The sequence below is a fragment of the Streptomyces sp. 2A115 genome (assembly GCF_052245575.1).
Classification (GTDB): domain Bacteria; phylum Actinomycetota; class Actinomycetes; order Streptomycetales; family Streptomycetaceae; genus Streptomyces.
The window spans coordinates 61,997-78,183 of the sequence record NZ_JBQQCG010000038.1 but is presented as its reverse complement, the minus strand read 5'-3'; the positions used below and the strand labels follow the sequence as shown (position 1 = coordinate 78,183).

At 68.7% G+C, this 16,187-nt stretch carries 14 protein-coding genes and 1 pseudogene; 4 read left to right on the top strand and 11 right to left on the bottom strand.

The window, feature by feature from the left end:
* Nucleotides 1–553: 553 nt before the first annotated feature.
* The gene (locus tag ACTWQR_RS29370) at nucleotides 554–1,792 is read left to right on the top strand and encodes a tyrosine-type recombinase/integrase (protein ID WP_443230208.1); all 1,239 of its coding nucleotides are present in this window, start codon (nucleotides 554–556) and stop codon (nucleotides 1,790–1,792) included.
* 532 nt (nucleotides 1,793–2,324) lie between these two features.
* Here ACTWQR_RS29370 and ACTWQR_RS29365 read toward each other — a convergent pair.
* A complete protein-coding gene (locus ACTWQR_RS29365) occupies nucleotides 2,325–4,232 on the bottom strand; it encodes a protein kinase domain-containing protein (protein ID WP_443230207.1) in 1,908 nt (635 codons plus the stop codon).
* Between the two features lie 209 nt (nucleotides 4,233–4,441).
* Nucleotides 4,442–5,746 carry a DUF6986 family protein gene (locus tag ACTWQR_RS29360; protein ID WP_443230206.1) on the bottom strand — a complete coding sequence of 435 codons (1,305 nt, stop codon included), beginning with the start codon at nucleotides 5,744–5,746 and terminating at the stop codon, nucleotides 4,442–4,444.
* A 254-nt stretch (nucleotides 5,747–6,000) separates the two neighbouring features.
* Between ACTWQR_RS29360 and ACTWQR_RS29355 the strand changes: the two genes are divergently transcribed.
* The gene (locus tag ACTWQR_RS29355) at nucleotides 6,001–6,903 is read left to right on the top strand and encodes an endonuclease/exonuclease/phosphatase family protein (protein ID WP_443230205.1); all 903 of its coding nucleotides are present in this window, start codon (nucleotides 6,001–6,003) and stop codon (nucleotides 6,901–6,903) included.
* Between the two features lie 88 nt (nucleotides 6,904–6,991).
* On the opposite strand, the gene ACTWQR_RS29350 is transcribed toward ACTWQR_RS29355, so the two are convergent.
* From ACTWQR_RS29350 to ACTWQR_RS29335, 4 genes are all read right to left on the bottom strand, one after another.
* Nucleotides 6,992–7,954 carry an electron transfer flavoprotein subunit alpha/FixB family protein gene (locus ACTWQR_RS29350; protein WP_443230204.1) on the bottom strand — a complete coding sequence of 321 codons (963 nt, stop codon included), beginning with the start codon at nucleotides 7,952–7,954 and terminating at the stop codon, nucleotides 6,992–6,994.
* Between the two features lie 70 nt (nucleotides 7,955–8,024).
* Entirely contained in the window at nucleotides 8,025–8,810 is a 786-nt protein-coding gene (locus ACTWQR_RS29345) for an electron transfer flavoprotein subunit beta/FixA family protein (protein ID WP_443230203.1), read from the bottom strand.
* Between the two features lie 255 nt (nucleotides 8,811–9,065).
* On the bottom strand, nucleotides 9,066–9,575 hold the full coding sequence (locus tag ACTWQR_RS29340) for a flavin reductase family protein (RefSeq protein WP_443230202.1): 510 nt from the start codon (nucleotides 9,573–9,575) through the stop codon (nucleotides 9,066–9,068).
* 238 nt (nucleotides 9,576–9,813) lie between these two features.
* The gene (locus ACTWQR_RS29335; RefSeq protein ID WP_443230235.1) at nucleotides 9,814–10,224 is read right to left on the bottom strand and encodes a TlpA family protein disulfide reductase; all 411 of its coding nucleotides are present in this window, start codon (nucleotides 10,222–10,224) and stop codon (nucleotides 9,814–9,816) included.
* A gap of 133 nt (nucleotides 10,225–10,357) precedes the next feature.
* Between ACTWQR_RS29335 and ACTWQR_RS29330 the strand changes: the two are divergent.
* Nucleotides 10,358–10,492: pseudogene (locus ACTWQR_RS29330) on the top strand (DUF4395 family protein); the annotation flags it as partial.
* 156 nt (nucleotides 10,493–10,648) lie between these two features.
* Nucleotides 10,649–11,377: a lysophospholipid acyltransferase family protein gene (locus ACTWQR_RS29325; RefSeq protein WP_443230201.1), complete on the top strand. Its 729-nt coding sequence runs from the start codon at nucleotides 10,649–10,651 to the stop codon at nucleotides 11,375–11,377.
* A gap of 4 nt (nucleotides 11,378–11,381) precedes the next feature.
* Here ACTWQR_RS29325 and ACTWQR_RS29320 read toward each other — a convergent pair whose 3' ends face one another.
* The 5 genes from ACTWQR_RS29320 to ACTWQR_RS29300 form a co-directional block, all read right to left on the bottom strand.
* Nucleotides 11,382–12,074 (bottom strand): B3/B4 domain-containing protein, encoded by a 693-nt coding sequence (locus tag ACTWQR_RS29320; protein WP_443230200.1) that lies wholly within the window; start codon nucleotides 12,072–12,074, stop codon nucleotides 11,382–11,384.
* 22 nt (nucleotides 12,075–12,096) lie between these two features.
* Nucleotides 12,097–12,669, bottom strand: coding sequence for a transglutaminase domain-containing protein (locus ACTWQR_RS29315; protein WP_443230199.1), 573 nt, complete (start codon nucleotides 12,667–12,669; stop codon nucleotides 12,097–12,099).
* An 83-nt stretch (nucleotides 12,670–12,752) separates the two neighbouring features.
* Entirely contained in the window at nucleotides 12,753–13,823 is a 1,071-nt protein-coding gene (locus ACTWQR_RS29310; RefSeq protein ID WP_443230198.1) for a threonine aldolase family protein, read from the bottom strand.
* On the bottom strand, nucleotides 13,820–14,572 hold the full coding sequence (locus ACTWQR_RS29305; RefSeq protein WP_443230197.1) for an SDR family NAD(P)-dependent oxidoreductase: 753 nt from the start codon (nucleotides 14,570–14,572) through the stop codon (nucleotides 13,820–13,822). Before ACTWQR_RS29305 ends, ACTWQR_RS29310 begins: the two co-directional genes overlap by 4 nt.
* A gap of 44 nt (nucleotides 14,573–14,616) precedes the next feature.
* Nucleotides 14,617–16,014, bottom strand: coding sequence for a DUF6421 family protein (locus tag ACTWQR_RS29300; RefSeq protein WP_443230196.1), 1,398 nt, complete (start codon nucleotides 16,012–16,014; stop codon nucleotides 14,617–14,619).
* Nucleotides 16,015–16,187 lie beyond the last annotated feature (173 nt).

Below are 16,187 nucleotides of genomic sequence, written 5' to 3'. Positions count from 1 at the left end.
CATCGGCCTTGTCATTGACTCGGCCAGCCCGACCGATACCGCCGCCCCAGAGCGACCTAACCGTGCTGCAGGCCGGGGGGCTTCTTCGAGGTGTAACAGATTTCGCCAACCCGCGTACTTACCGGTGCCGGACTGAACGCAACCGGCTCCATCCGGCCGGATCGGTCCGCCCGGGGGCATCTACGAACGAACAGGGACGGCTATGCCTCGCGGTGGTTCAAATGCATTGCTGAGTTTCGAGACGATTGCCGAGCGAATGGAAGTCCCAAAGCGCACTGTGCTCGACAACTACAGAACTTGGGACATCCCCGTCGTGCGCATCAGCGACCGAATTCTCCGCGTACGAGAGCGCGATTTCGAGGCATGGCTAGACGCGCGCACGGAATGAACTTCAGGCGCTGGCACGCGAGTTATAGCTGCGCATACAGGGGCCTCACCGACGGCACGGCCCCTCACGCGACGACTTGACCAGCGATGGCTACGCCTACGTACAGTCAAACTCCCCTGGCCAGGGAGTCACCCGCGAACCCACTGAAATCTCGAGAGGTATCCCGTGGCACGCAAGCCCACTGTCTACAAGCGGTGCGACTGCTCCGACCAGAACCGCCCCAAGAAGGGCGGCTGCGGCCATAGCTGGTCCTACAACCTCACGAACGCCGAGGGTAACCGCACACGAGCCACTATCCCCGAGTCAGTTGGCATAACCCAAGCTCAGGCGCAAGCCGTTCTGGACAACATGGCTAGCGGCGTAGCTCCGGAGCCCGCCGAAGCATCCCTGACCTTCAAAGAGTGGGCTGCCGACTGGCTCAGCAGGCGCCGCGCGAAGGAAGGCACCGTCGTGAACTATGAGGTGTCTATTCGCCTACACCTCAACCCTCGCTGGGGAAGCAAGCGCCTGCGGACCATCAAGCGGGCCCAAGTAGAGGTCTGGGTCCAGGAGATGGAGGCCAACAAGAACCTCGCCAACCGCACGGCCGAAGGCCACTGGAAGGTCTTCAAGATGATTATCAGAGACGCCCTCCAGAACGGAAGGATCGCCGCCAACCCCACCTACGAGGTCCCCGGACCCTACGTAAGCGCGACGGAGTCGTACGTCTTCACCCCAGACGAGTGCTGGGCAATCTATGACGAGTTTCCCGAGCCTTACCGTCCCATCCCGATGCTCGGCTTCGCCTGCGGCGTACGGCAAGCAGAGGCGCTAGCCGTGTGCACGGACGTGATCGACACAGACAGAAGGCTGCTCACCGTTCACCGCCAAGTGCTCAAGACCAAGGAGACTCGTCACAAGCCCACTCTCATAGACCGACTCAAGACGAGCCCGCGCCTCACCACGAAAGACGTTCCGATCCCCCCGCATCTCCAAGAAGCCCTCAACGAACACATGAACCGCCACCCTCCGCGGGCCGCACAAAACGTCCTGTGGCAGCACAAGCAGAAGATCGATGACTGCCAGCGTGGCTCCGTACAGGCCCTCTTCTGGGGGCCACACAACACCCTCCTCTGCAAGAACCACTTCAACGAATGTCTGTGGAAGCCCACGCTGCGGAAGCTAGGGATCAAGGATGAGAAGGGGAACCTTCCAACCTTCCATGACCTCCGGCACACCTTCATCTCCACGTGCCTCCAGAACGGAATCCCCGAGCACACCGTGGCCGCATGGGTAGGCGACTCAGTCGAGATGCTGCGCAGTACGTACAGCCACCTTTTGAAGGACCACGCCGACACTCATGGAGCCTTCGCCGCCAGTCTGACCTCACGGCCCGAGCCATCGCCCATGCGCGACGCGGCGTGACCGCCCAACCGCTGCCCCTCGTAGGTGTAGCGGCGAGAAGGAAAACTCAGCGGGGCTGAGGCTGATCAACAGCCGCAGCCCCGCTTTCACGTGGCTCGGCACGTTTGGCGCTACCTCCCTTACTGCGACGTCAGATGGCGCGACCGGGCCGCCGGCCTCAGCCGCGAATAGCTGTATAGCCGAGCGGGGCTATTGAAGAGGTACAAGCTCGCCAGGCGTCGGCACCACCTCGACTGGTGCAGCAAGCCCTCCGGATAGTCCAGCAGAGGCCCCAAGTCGCAGGCCCAGGCACCTGAGTCATCACTGGCTTGCCCTGAGCAACATGGCTACTTCAATGGCTACGTACGTAGCCGTGCACCTCAGTTCGAACCGGTGTGGAACGGGGTCTAATCAAGCCGCTAGTCCAACGAAAGAGGGCTCCTGTGCGTGGTGCGGCGGCTCGTCGTCGGGACGTCCGCGGCCAGGTCGAAGCCTCACTCCGTCCGCCGCAGCCGATACTCCGCGCCCCCGTCCGCGACACGATCAGGGCTGGTCAGCAGGTGGGCAGGCCCGGCACCGGCTCGTCGTTGTTGCCGCCCTCGATGTAGACGTCGCTGACATAGACATCGGCGTTGCCGCTGTCGTCGTCGGTCTTCGCCCACCAGACGTTCGTCCACTCGCCGTAGGTCTCGCGGCGGCCCAGGTTCTGCTGACAGTAGAAGTAGTTGGTGCCCGCGTTGAGGGAGCCTGCTTCGGCGCCGACGGCGGTGTAGGAGGTGGCGGTCTTCCAGACCTCGCAGTTGTACTTGCCGCCGCCGATGGGCTCACAGGCCGGAGCGGGGCTGCTGGAACCTCCGTCGCCTCCGGGCGTGCCGTCGTCCGAAGTGCCGCCTGCGGTACCGCCGTTGGTGGACTCGGGCGAGGGAACGGGGGCGGGTGCCTTTTCCGTCGGCTTGGAGTTCTCCGTGCGGTCCGGCTTCTTGCCCGGGGCCGAGGGCTCCTCGTCGCCCTGCTTCGTGGGATTCGGGCCGTCCGACGGGTCGACCGAGCCTCGGCCGGCGTCTCCCGACGGGGAGTCGTCGGCACCGCGGGTGGCCGTGGGCCGGGCGGCGCTCGTCTCCGGATCGTCGGAGTCGTACATGAAGGCGACGGTGGCGCCGGTCGCGGCCAGGACGACGGTGACGGCCGCGGCGGCGAGGACGGCTCGGCCTTTGCGGCGCCGGGGAGCGGTGGGGGCGGCGCCGTGGACCACCGGTTCCGACGGCCCGGAGCCCGACCCGGACGACTCCGGCGGCCCGAAGCCCGGACCATTGCCCGACGTCAACGCGGAGGCACCCACCGCCGGAGTGCCGGGCCCGCCCGCTTCCGGAGTGGCGGAGCCCGTCCGACCCGCCTCCGCAACCGCCGCAGACCCGGATCCCTTCGCAGGCCCGGCCTGTGGCCCGCCCGCACCCATGCCGCCGAAACCAGCCGCGCCCGACTCCTGCGGTCCGAACCCGGGCGGCACCGCCGGTACGCTCCGCTCCGTCGTCTCCCGTGGCTGCGGCGCGGGCCCTCGCAGGCCCACCGTCGCCGAGTCCGCGTCGGGCGCGGTCGCCACCGCCTCCAGCAGTTCGCGCGCCCGGTCGGCGTCGGGGCGGGCCTGTGGCTGCTTGTCCATCAGCTGTTGCAGGACCGGGCCGAGGAGCCCGGCGCGCTGCGGCTCCGGCAAGGGCTCTGCCACGATCGCGGTGAGTGTGGACCAGGTCGACGTACGGCGGAACGGTGAGGTTCCCTCGACGGCCGCGTAGAGCGCGGCGCCCAGGGCCCACACGTCGGAGGCAGGTCCGGGGTCATGGCCCTGGGCGCGTTCGGGCGCCAAGTAGTCCAAAGAGCCGACCAGTTCACCACTGCGGGTCAGACGGGTGGCTGAACCGTCACCCGGGTCGTCCATCGTGGCGATGCCGAAGTCGGTGAGGAGGACGCGGCCGGAGCGGTCGAGCAGGATGTTGCCGGGCTTCACGTCGCGGTGCAGCACCCCGGCGCGGTGGGCCGCGGCCAGCGCGTCCATGACCTTCGCGCCGATCCTGGCCGCCTCGCGTGCGTCGAGGGTGCCGCGCTCGCGCAGGACGTCGTCCAGGGACGGCCCGTCCACCAGCTCCATCACGATCAGCGGACGGCCGTCGATCTCGGCCACGTCGTGCACGGCTACGACTCCGGGGTGGCGCACCCGGGCCGCCGCGCGCGCCTCGCGCTGCATACGCAGGCCCAGGTCGGCCAGTTCGGGCGCGGCCGCGTCCGTGTACGTACGCAGTTCCTTGACCGCGACCTCGCGACCGAGGACTTCGTCGAGGGCCCGCCAGACGACGCCCATGCCGCCGCGGCCGAGCTGGGCCACGATTCGGTAGCGTCCCGCCAGGAGCCGCCCGATGCCGTCCGGCTGTTCCTTCTCCCCCGGCCGTTGGTTCTCCCCCGAAGACACCGCTGCCCCGTTCTGTGAGTCAACCCATGCGTGGCGTCCACATTACGGGGCGGGCGTGACAGGACAGGGCGACAAGTGGTCTCTGTGACGTGGTCGCTACGCGACGGGGGCCTCCGGCGGTCGAACGGCTGCAGGGCGTCTGTGGCTGGTCGCGCCCACGCGGCGGAGCCGCACAGTGTCACGGCCCCGCGCCCCTGAAGGGGCGCGCTCTACTTGGGCGAGTTCGTCAGGTTGGCCCGCCTCGGCGTCGCGAAGTCCTCCAGGTCCGCGCGGGTCAGGCCCGTCAGGCGGGCCACCTCCGCGACGTCGAGGGCGCCGCAGTCCAGGCCGCGCAGCAGATAGCCGCTGAGCGCCTTGGCGGTGGCGGGCTCGTCCATCACGTCGCCGCCCGCGCGGTTGGCGTACGCGGCCAGACGCGCCGCGGCCTGTTCGAAGGCTTCGCGGTAGAACGCGAACACCGCCGCGTACCGGGTCGGGATGTGGCCGGGGTGCATGTCCCAGCCCTGGTAGTAGGCGCGGGCCAGGGCACGGCGGGTGAGGCCGTAGTGCAGCCGCCAGGCGTCGTGGACCTTCGGGGTCGGGCCGACCGGCAGGACGTTGGTGGAGCCGTCCGAGACGCGCACCCCCGTCCCGGCGGCCGCGACTTGCATGATCGCCTTGGCGTGGTCGGCGGCCGGGTGGTCGCTGGCCTGGTAGGCGGCGGAGACGCCGAGGCAGGCGCTGTAGTCGAAGGTGCCGTAGTGCAGTCCGGTGGCGCGGCCCTCGGCGGCCTGGATCATGCGGGCGACGGTCGCGGTGCCGTCGGTGGCGAGGATGGACTGGCTGGTCTCGATCTGGATCTCGAACCCGATCCGGCCCTGCTCGAGACCGTGCGCCTTCTCGAACTCCGCCAGCAGCCGGACCATCGCGGTGACCTGCTCGGCGTACGTCACCTTCGGCAGCGTCAGCACCAGCCCGTCGGGCAGACCGCCGGCCTCCATCAGGCCGGTGAGGAAGATGTCGAGGGTCCGGATGCCCCGCTCGCGGACCGGCGCCTCCATGCACTTCATGCGGATGCCCATGTACGGGGCCGCCGTGCCGTTCTTGTACGCCTCCGCGATCAGCCGTGCCGCGCGGGCGGCCGCCTCGTCCTCCTCGGCGTCGGGACGCGGACCGTAACCGTCCTCGAAGTCGACGCGCAGGTCCTCGATGGGCTCGCGCTCCAGCTTGGCGCGTACCCGCTCGTACACGGGCCCGGCGAGGTCGTCGGTGAGGCCGAGGACGGCGGCGAAGGAGGCGGCGTCGGGAGCGTGTTCGTCGAGGGCGGCGAGGGCCTGGTCGCCCCAGGAGCGGAGGGTGTGGGCGGTGAAGACGTCACCGGGGACGTACACGGTGTGGACGGGCTGGCGGGTGCCGGGGTCGCCGGGGTAGAGGCGCTCCAGCTCGGCGTCGACCGGGGCGAGGGAGGCGCTGATCTCCTCGCTGACGGCGCCCGCGAGGCTCGTCGCGACCTTCTCCTGCTGGCCCTGACCCATTCCACGCCCTCCTGTTTTCCGCTTCACGGAATCAACAATCCGTAGAGCGAAGCTATCCGCGGACCTTCCGGCTGGTCAACACCCACTTCCTTCCCGGGCCGCCCCCGGATTCCCTCCCGGGCCACCCGGATTCCTCCCCGGGTCACCCCCGGACTTCCTTCGGGGTCCATCCCGGGATCTCGACATGTTCACGCCCAGATTCGACACTGCGAGCGCACCCCCTCGCCCGGCGTCCGCCACAGAAGGAGCCTCCCGTGCCCCATCGCAGCCGAGTCACGCGCCGCTTGGGACTTAAGACCGCACTCGCCGCCGCGGTCGCCCTGCCTGTGTCCAGTACAGCACTCTCCAGGACACCCGCCGCGGCGTCTGACCGCCGCGACGACCTGGAGGTCATGTCGTTCAACCTCCGCTTCGCGAGCACCACCGAACCCAACAGCTGGGCCGTCCGCCGCCCTGTGATGCGTGAACTGCTGCGCCAGGAACGGCTCCACCTCATCGGTACCCAGGAAGGCCTCTACCAGCAGGTCCGCGACATCGAGGCCGACCTCGGCCCGCACTACGACTGGATCGGCACGGGTCGCGCGGGCGGCAGCCGAGACGAGTTCATGGCGGTCTTCCACGACACCCGCCGGCTCGCCCCCGTGGAGTACGACCACTTCTGGCTCTCCGACACTCCCGACGTGATCGGCTCGAACACCTGGGGCGGCGGCTCCATACGCATGGTGACCTGGGTCCGCTTCCGCGATCTGCGCGACGGGGAGCGGGAGTTCTACTTCCTCAACACCCACCTCGACAACGCCAGCCAGAACGCACGCGCGCGTGCCGCGTCCCTGATCGCCCAACGGATCCCCGGGCTCGACCGTTCCCTGCCGCTCGTGGTGACCGGCGACTTCAATGTCGCCGCCCGCAAGAACCCGGTCCACGACACGATGCTGGGCGCCGGACTCGTCGACACCTGGGAGACGGCGGCCGAGCGGAGCAAGCTCTACGCGACGTTCCACGGCTACCGGCCGCTTACTCCGGACGGCGACCGCATCGACTGGATCCTGACCACTCCGGGCGTGACCACGCATCGGGCATCGATCAACACCTTCTCCGTGAACGGACAGTTCCCGAGCGACCATCTGCCCGTGCAGGCGTCGCTGACCTTGGCATGAGGACTGACGCGGACATGAAGCGAGGCTCCTGCCACCGTGACGGTCGCAGGAGCCTCGTATCTCATGAAGCGGAGAAGGTGTTGATCGCTCAGCCCTTGCGGACCTTGATCTCCTCGGTGAGCTGCGGGACGACCTCGAAGAGGTCACCGACCACGCCGTAGTCGACCAGGTCGAAGATCGGGGCCTCGGCGTCCTTGTTGATCGCCACGATCGTCTTCGACGTCTGCATACCGGCCCGGTGCTGGATGGCGCCGGAGATGCCGGAAGCGATGTACAGCTGCGGCGACACGGACTTGCCGGTCTGGCCGACCTGGTTGGAGTGCGGGTACCAGCCGGCGTCCACCGCGGCACGCGAGGCGCCGACGGCCGCGCCGAGGGAGTCGGCGAGCGACTCGATGATCGTGAAGTTCTCGGCGCCGTTGACGCCACGGCCGCCGGAGACCACGATCGCGGCCTCGGTCAGCTCCGGGCGACCGGTCGACTCACGCGGGGTACGGGCGACGACCTTGGTGCCGGTCGCCTTGTCCGAGAAGGAGACGGACAGCGCCTCGACCGCACCGGCTGCCGGAGCGGCCTCCACCGCGGCCGAGTTCGGCTTGACCGTGATGACCGGGGTGCCCTTGGAGACACGGGACTTGGTGGAGAAGGAGGCGGCGAACACGGACTGCGTGGCCACGGGGCCCTCGTCACCGGCCTCCAGGTCGACGGCGTCGGTGATGAGACCGGAGCCGATGCGGACCGCGAGGCGGGCGGCGATCTCCTTGCCCTCGGCGGAGGAGGGGACCAGCACGGCGGCCGGGGAGACGGCCTCGTACGCGGCCTGCAGCGCGTCCACCTTCGGTACGACGAGGTAGTCGGCGAACTCGGGGGCGTCGGCGGTGAGGACCTTGACCGCGCCGTGCTCGGCGAGGGTGGACGCGGTGGCCTCGGCGCCGGAGCCCAGCGCGACGGCGACGGGCTCGCCGATGCGGCGGGCCAGTGTCAGCAGCTCCAGGGTGGGCTTGCGGACGGAACCGTCCACGTGGTCGACGTAGACGAGAACTTCAGCCATGGGGATGCTCTCCTGCTTGCGAAGTGTGAAGTCTGAGGGGCGGTAAGGGAGCCTGCGGCGGGCTCGCGTCCTAGATGAACTTCTGGCCCGCGAGGAACTCGGCGAGCTGCTTGCCGCCCTCGCCCTCGTCCTTGACGATCGTGCCGGCGGTGCGCGCCGGACGCGCGGTGGCGGAGTCGACGGCGGTCCAGGCGCCCTCCAGACCCACTTCCTCGGCCTCGAGATCGAGGTCGGAGAGGTCCCAGGACTGAACCGGCTTCTTCTTGGCGGCCATGATGCCCTTGAAGGACGGGTAACGGGCCTCACCCGACTGGTCGGTGACCGACACGACCGCCGGAAGCGAGGCCTCCAGCTGCTCGGAGGCGGAGTCGCCGTCGCGGCGGCCCTTGACGACACCGTCCTCGACGGAGACCTCGGAGAGCAGCGTGACCTGCGGGACGCCCAGGCGCTCGGCGAGCAGCGCGGGGACGACACCCATGGTGCCGTCGGTGGACGCCATGCCGGAGATGACCAGGTCGTAGCCGGCCTTCTCGATCGCCTTGGCCAGCACCAGAGACGTACCGATGACATCGGTGCCGTGGAGGTCGTCGTCCTCGACGTGGATGGCCTTGTCGGCACCCATGGACAGCGCCTTGCGCAGAGCGTCCTTGGCATCCTCGGGGCCAACGGTCAGCACGGTGATCTCCGCGTCGTCCGCTTCGTCGGCGATCTGCAGGGCCTGCTCGACCGCGTATTCGTCGAGCTCGGACAGCAGGCCGTCCACGTCGTCACGGTCGACGGTCAGGTCATCGGCGAAGTGCCGGTCGCCAGTGGCGTCGGGCACGTACTTCACAGTGACAACGATCCTCAAGCTCACGCCGGCTCTCCTACTGCATCGTCTTTTTCTGGGCTGCCTTCTTGCGGCAGCATAGGCGCCTGAAGCGGCCGTTCCCGGTGGGGGCGACCCGCGCTCCGAGCGAAATATTACTCGCCAGTACGCACATCTACGCTCCCGCAGGTGGTTCCCTCTAAGCAAGCGCTTTGAACTGTGACCTTTGCAACGCAGCGTAATCGGAACTCGACGCTCCCGCAGCCGAGGCGGGCCGTACGGCCCGATGGACCGCTCAAGGGCTCAGTCGCGCAGCCCGTTGTAGCGCCCCTGGTGGTAGAGGAGCGGCCGCCCGGTGCCGGTGGGGTCGCCGAGGACGACCTCGGCCAGGACGATCCGGTGATCGCCCGCGGGCACGCGCGCGGCGACCCGGCACACGAGCCAGGCCAGGACGCCATCGAGGACGGGGACGCCCTCGGGGCCCTCCCGCCAGCCCGTGGGAGCGCCGAAGCGGTCGGCGCCGCTGCGGGCGAAGGTGGCGGCCAGTTCCTGCTGGTGCTCGCCGAGTATGTGGACGCCCACGTGGTCGGTCTCGGCGATCGCGGGCCAGCTGGAGGCGCCCGTGCCGATACCGAAGGAGAGCATCGGGGGCGAGGCGGAGACCGAGGTGAGCGAGGTGGCGGTGAAGCCCACGGGAGCCTCCTCACCCTGGGCTGTGATCACGGCGACTCCGGCCGCGTGCCGCCGGAAGACGGACCGGAGCAGGTCTGCGGGAGCGAGTCGAGGGGTGGTGAGATCGGGCGTGGCCGTCATGGAGTTGTCCTTCTGCGGGGGACGACGAGCGGGGCCTGGACTGCTCAACAGCCCGGACAGCGCGCGCTCGAGGTGCGGGCGAGGTCCACATGGACGCGCCCGAAGAGAAGGAGTTCCTGAGGCATACGGCCAAGCTGACGATAGGTGGCACGCTCAGTCAAGTGCGTCCCGGCATCTGGGAGATGCGTCACCGGCGGCTTCACAGGTCAGGGGTTGGCTTCACAGGTCGGGGAGTTCCTCAGGGCGTTGCCACCGCCTCGCCGAGCGCGGCGATCACGTCCGCCTTGCGCGGCTGCCCGGTCGCACGACGCACGACGCGCCCGTCGGCGTCGAGGACGAGCACGGTCGGCGTCTTCAGGATGTCGAGTTCGCGCACGAGGTCCAAGTGGTCCTCGGCGTCGATCTCGACGTGCGTCACGCCCGGGACGAGGTCGGCGACCTCTCCGAGGACCCTGCGGGTCGCCCGGCACGGTGCGCAGAACGCGCTGGAGAACTGCACGAGCGTGGCCCGTTCCCCCAGACTCTCACCCAACTCGGCCACGCCGAGCCGCTTTCCTTCGTCCCGCCCGCGCACTCCGACTCTCCCGCTCCGCTGCCGGCGCAGCACTCCGTGGGCGCTCGCCAGGACGAGCCCCACCACGCACACCACAAGTCCGTTCGTCCTCACCTTCAGCGTTCACGAGACTGCGAAGATTCCCGCCGCAACGGGACCTCCGCCATGCGGAATGCTTGATTCATGAACATCGATGCGAGGGGACTCGGTTCGGTACGGCGACCGACGGAGTTCGTTCGCGGCGGCGTTTCTCAATGCTGCGTTCGGGTACTGCCTCGAGTGCGAGATGTACCTGCTCGTACGGCGGGTGACGGTGTGTGGGGAGCAAAGGCGGGTTAAAACCCCGAGGTGGATCAAGGGGTGACGTGACGAGAATCTCGCCACACCGGGGAACCAGGACTGGTCACTCGCCCGTTCTTCGGGCACGATCTGCGCAATGCCGTAAACCTACGGCTGCGTAACTTTCCAGCCGGGATCACCCTCTTCCCAGGCAGACCAGAGAGAAGGGTCCACCCCGTCCATGGCAGAGCTTGTCTACCGTCCTGTCGTTGGTCTCGCCCGCACCCTGTTCAAGGCCTGGGACCTCAAGATCGACTTGAGGGGATCGGAGAACATTCCGCGCTCGGGCGGCGCCGTACTGGTCAGCAACCACATCAGCTATCTGGACTTCATCTTCGACGGCCTGGCCGCCCTGCCGCAGAAGCGTCTCGTCCGCTTCATGGCCAAGGAGTCGGTGTTCCGGCACAAGATCTCCGGTCCGCTGATGCGCGGCATGAAGCACATCCCGGTGGACCGCAAGCAGGGTGAGGCGGCGTACTCGCACGCGCTGGACTCGCTGCGCTCCGGCGAGATCGTCGGCGTCTTCCCCGAGGCCACCATCTCGCAGTCGTTCACACTGAAGACCTTCAAGTCGGGCGCCGCGCGACTGGCCCAGGAAGCCGGTGTTCCGCTCATTCCGATGGCCCTGTGGGGCACGCAGCGCCTGTGGACCAAGGGCCACCCGCGCAACTTCAAGCGCAGCCACACCCCGATCATGATCCGGGTCGGCGAGCCGGTGGAGGCACCCCAGGACAAGTACGCGGGCGCGATCACCCGGCAGCTGCGCGAGCGCGTCCAGGAGCTCCTGGAGGCCGCGCAGCGCGCCTACCCCGTACGGCCCAAGGGCCCGGACGACACCTGGTGGATGCCGGCGCACCTCGGCGGCACGGCACCGACCCCCGAAGAGGCGCGTGCGGCCGAGGCGCGCTGAATCGTCACGACGGGGCGTGGACGGTGATCCGCGCCCCGGGGCTGAACTTCTCGAGCAGCTCGGCGAGTTCGGCCCCCGCGGCCTCGACGTCGGCCACCGGCATCGGCGGCAGGCTCTCCAGCAGGAAGAGGGCCGAGGTCGACTCCTCCGTGAGCCGGGTGCGCGGACCCTGGCGCCAGTTCCAGCGGCGGCAGGTCACGCCCGCCTCGTCGCGCCACACGACCTCACCCGCGTCGGGGTGCTCGACGGCCTCCTCACCCGCCGCGACGGTCACGAAGTCCTCGTCGCCCGTGGCACGCACGAGGCGCATCCCGCCCTGGATGCGGTGGAGGTCCTCGCCGCCGACCGGGATCAGATGGGCGACGCTGATCGCGTTGTAGACGTCGACGAGCATGTTGACGCGGGGCAGTCCGGCGTCCGACAGGGCCCGCTTGGCCAGCGCCTCCGCCGAGTTGCGCGTACGCGACGGCTTGGAGCCGAACGCCGTGTAGACCTCGCGCCAGGCGGCCATGTGGGGGTCCTCGTGCGGGGCGCGGCCGCCCAGGCGTACGGCCAGACGTCGGGCCGCGTCGTCGAGGAGCTCCGAAGTGCCGTCCGTACTGGGCCCGTTGACGAGACCGTACGCCTCGACGGCGACCTGGGTGAAGCCGGGCGCGAGGGCGCGCACGTCGTCGGACACGGTGAGCGGGAGATTCATCGGCTGTGCTGCCTGCCTTGTCTCAGAGTGCGGTAGGGAGGGTCTTCCACAGGTACGGCCGGTCGGGAGCGTCCTTGAGGGCGCGCAGAATGGCCGGATGCGGTTCAGCGTACAGCACCTGGTAGTCCATCTCATTGGACTCAAGGTCGAGCGCGAAGGCCAGGCGCTCCCCGTCGAGAGAGAACTGGGCATCGACTCCGGGCTTGTTCCCTCGGCAGTCCTGCCGATGCCAGGCGCCGTTGAATCGCACAGCGATCAGCCCGTGCACCATGTCGAACTTCTGATAGCAGAACGCTGTCGGAATGTCCTCGGCCCGCAGCAGGGCCGCCAGCGCGTGCGCCTTGGCGTGGCAGATGCCGGTGCCCTGCTCCAGGACGTCGGAGGCACGCCAGGTGACGCGCATGTCGCCGGAGTCCTGCGAGTGGGGAATGGTGTCGCGAACGAATTCATAGGCGGCTTGCGCATATACATACGAGTTCGCCGCGTCCCGGGCAAGGCGCGCGGCCGTCTCGCGCACGAGCGGGTGGTGATGGTCGACGACCTCGTCAGCGACCAAGTATGCGGACAGGTCGGGGGTTTGCTGGATCAGCTCCATACCCGCAGAGCATAGGAACACGACCGATCGAGAGTCAATGCATTTCCACTCAACCGTATATCTATGCACAGCGCCGTGAGCTGCTAGCGGGCCATCTCCTCCTTGAGCGCCGCCACGAACCCGTCGACGTCGTCCTCGGTCGTGTCGAAGGAGCACATCCAGCGGACGTCGCCCGCGGCCTCGTCCCAGAAGTAGAAGCGGAAGCGCTTCTGGAGGCGCTCGCCCACGTCGTGCGGAAGGCGTGCGAAGACCGCGTTGGCCTGCACCGGGTGGAGGATCTCGACCCCGTGCACGGCGCGCACGCCCTCGGCGAGGCGCTGGGCCATCTCATTGGAGTGCCGGGCGTTGCGCAGCCACAGATCCTTGGCGAGCAGCGCCTCCAACTGCGCGGAGACGAAGCGCATCTTGGAGGCGAGCTGCATCGAGAGTTTGCGCAGATGCTTCATGTGGCTGACGGCATCCTGGTTGAGCACGACGACGGCCTCGCCGAACAGGGCGCCGTTCTTGGTGCCGCCGAAGGACAGGACGTCCACGCCGACCGCGTTGGTGAACGCCCGCATCGGGACGTTCAGGGAGGCGGCCGCGTTGGCTATCCGCGCCCCGTCGAGGTGCACCTTCATACCGTGCGCGTGGGCGTGCTCGCAGATCGCGCGGACCTCGTCGGGCGTGTAGACCGTGCCCAGTTCGGTGTTCTGGGTGATCGAGACGACCTGCGGCATCGCGCGGTGCTCGTCGTCCCAGCCGTACGCCTGCCGGTCGATCAGTTCGGGCGTGAGCTTGCCGTCGGGCGTGGGCACCGTGAGCAGCTTGAGACCGCCCATGCGCTCGGGAGCGCCGCCCTCGTCGACGTTGATGTGCGCGCTCTCCGCACAGATCACCGCGCCCCAGCGGTCCGTGAGCGCCTGGAGCGCGACGACGTTGGCACCCGTCCCGTTGAAGACCGGGAACGCCTCGGCGGTCGCGCCGAAGTGGCTGCGGATCACCTGCTGCAGGTGGTCCGTGTAGTCGTCCTCGCCGTACGCGACCTGGTGCCCGCCGTTGGCCAGGGCCAGGGCGGCGAGCACTTCGGGGTGGGCCCCCGCGTAGTTGTCGCTGGCGAAGCCGCGGACCTCCGGGTCGTGGTGACGCCGTGCATCGGTCTTGGGAGGGTTCACGGCTTCTCGGTCAGCCACAGACGCTTTCCGTTCACTTCGGAGGCGGGCCGCTCCCAGACGCCGACGATGGCCTCGGCCAGCTCCTTGACGTCCGTGAAGCCCGCGAACTTCGCGTTGGGGCGCTCGGCGCGCATCGCCTCGTGCACCAACGCCTTCACGACCAGGATGGCAGCCGCGGACGTCGGCCCCTCCCGGCCCCCGGCCTTGCGGAAGAAGTCCGCCATGGCCAGCGTCCACGCCTCGGCCGCGGCCTTGGCGGCGGCGTAGGCGGCGTTGCCCGCGGTGGGCTTGCTCGCGCCCGCGGCACTGATCAGGACGTACCGGCCACGGTCGCTGCGGTGCAACGCCTCGTGGAAGGCGAGGGAGGTGTGCTGCACGGTGCGGATGAGCAGCAACTCCAGCAGGTCCCAGTCGTCGAGGACCGTCTTGGTGAAGGTCTCGCTGCCGCGCCAGCCGCCCACGAGGTGGACCAGACCGTCGACGCGGCCGAAGTCCTTTTCGATACGGGTGGCCCAGTCCCGGGTCGACTGCAGGTTGAGCAGATCGACCGTGTCGCCGACGACGGTGGCGCCGCCGTGCGCGTAGCGGGCCGCGTCCACGGCCTCGGACAGCCGCTCCGGGTCGTTGTCGGAGCCGACGACGACGGCTCCCGCCTCGGCGAGTCGCAGCAAGGCCGCCCGGCCCGCGGGTCCGCCCGCGCCGGCCACCGCGATCACCGCACCGCTCAGTGCCCCGTTCCCGTTCCCCATCGTCTTCGCCTCCTGAGCTGCAGCCTTCCCGGCGCGGGCAGCGCTCACGCGGCTGCCCGCTCGGCGCTCGCCGCGGTGATGCCCTTGGCGGAGGCGATCACGTGCTTGAGCTTCTTGGAGAGCGCCTCATAGAACATGCTCAACGGAAACTCGTCAGGAAGCACGTCGTCCACGAGTTTTCTCGGCGGCTGGGTCAGGTCGAGGGCATCCGGGCCCTTGGCCCAGCGGGAGCCGGGGTGGGGTGCGAGGTACTGGGAGACCAGGTCGTACGCGGCGAACCAGTGGACCAGCTTCGGGCGGTCGATACCGGCCCGGTAGAGGTCCTCGATCTCGCCGCACAGCTGGTTGGTGACCTGGGGGGCGCGCTGCCAGTCGATGTGCAGCGTGTTGTCGGTCCAGCGGACGACGTCGTGCTTGTGCAGGTATGCGAAGAGCAACTGGCCGCCGAGCCCGTCGTAGTTGCGGACCCGGTCACCGGTGACCGGGAAACGGAACATCCGGTCGAACAGCACCGCGTGCTGCACGTCACGGCCCTGCGGGAAGCCGTCCGCCTCCAGCTTCACAGCCTCCTTGAAGGCGGTGAGGTCGCAGCGCAGCTCCTCCAGGCCGTACATCCAGAACGGCTGGCGCTGCTTGATCATGAACGGGTCGAAGGGCAGGTCACCATGGCTGTGGGTGCGGTCGTGGACCATGTCCCACAAGACGAAGGCCTGCTCGCAGCGCGCCTGGTCGCCGACCATCTCGCGGATGTCGTCGGGCAGTTCGAGCCCGAGCGTGTCGACGGCGGCCTCCGTGACCCTGCGGAAGCGGGCGGCCTCGCGGTCGCAGAAGATACCGCCCCAGCTGAACCGCTCGGGGGCCTCGCGCACAGCGATGGTCTCCGGGAAGAGGACGGCGGAGTGGGTGTCGTAACCGGCCGTGAAGTCCTCGAACTTGATGCCGCAGAACAGCGGGTTGTCGTAGCGGGTGCGCTCCAGCTCGGCCAGCCAGTCGGGCCAGACCATGCGCACGACGACCGCTTCGAGGTTGCGGTCCGGGTTGCCGTTCTGCGTGTACATCGGGAAGACGACGAGGTGCTGGAGGCCGTCCTCGCGGTGCGCGGCCGGCTGGAAGGCCAGCAGCGAGTCGAGGAAGTCGGGCACCTTGAAACCGCTGTCGGCCCAGTGACGCAGGTCCTTGACGAGCGCCTCGTGGTAGGCGGCGTCGTGCGGAAGGAGGGGGGAGAGCCCCTCGACCGCGTCTATGACACGGCGTACGGCGAGATCGGCGTCGGCCGGGTCCGGGGCGGCCTCGGCGTCGAAGTCGATGGACCCGTCCTTGGACTGCCATGGCCGGATCTGCTCCACGGCATCCTTGAGCACGGGCCAGGCCGGGTGCTCCACCACCCTGCCATGGGGAGGAACCTGCTCCTCCGCACCCACCTGCACAAGAATTTCCGTCATGACCCATCCTCCACTGGAGAACCTCGCGTATGAACACCGTATGCGTGCGGCGATCTTCCCCACAAGGGGAAGCTCGGGAGATCGTCCTGGACTACTCCATCTTCACCGCTCTTTTTCCTGCCGGATACTGTAACGGCGATTACTTCCGCTGATTGCCGGGTAGCGGCACGACG

Coding starts and splice junctions, on each gene's coding strand:
- ACTWQR_RS29340 (WP_443230202.1), bottom strand. CDS start 9,575: ATGACGGCCACGCCCGATCTCACCACCCCTCGACTCGCTCCCGCAGAC.
- ACTWQR_RS29320 (WP_443230200.1), bottom strand. CDS start 12,074: ATGAATCTCCCGCTCACCGTGTCCGACGACGTGCGCGCCCTCGCGCCC.
- ACTWQR_RS29360 (WP_443230206.1), bottom strand. CDS start 5,746: ATGGGTCAGGGCCAGCAGGAGAAGGTCGCGACGAGCCTCGCGGGCGCC.
- ACTWQR_RS29325 (WP_443230201.1), top strand. CDS start 10,649: ATGGCAGAGCTTGTCTACCGTCCTGTCGTTGGTCTCGCCCGCACCCTG.
- ACTWQR_RS29350 (WP_443230204.1), bottom strand. CDS start 7,954: ATGGCTGAAGTTCTCGTCTACGTCGACCACGTGGACGGTTCCGTCCGC.
- ACTWQR_RS29305 (WP_443230197.1), bottom strand. CDS start 14,572: ATGGGGAACGGGAACGGGGCACTGAGCGGTGCGGTGATCGCGGTGGCC.
- ACTWQR_RS29300 (WP_443230196.1), bottom strand. CDS start 16,014: ATGACGGAAATTCTTGTGCAGGTGGGTGCGGAGGAGCAGGTTCCTCCC.
- ACTWQR_RS29315 (WP_443230199.1), bottom strand. CDS start 12,669: ATGGAGCTGATCCAGCAAACCCCCGACCTGTCCGCATACTTGGTCGCT.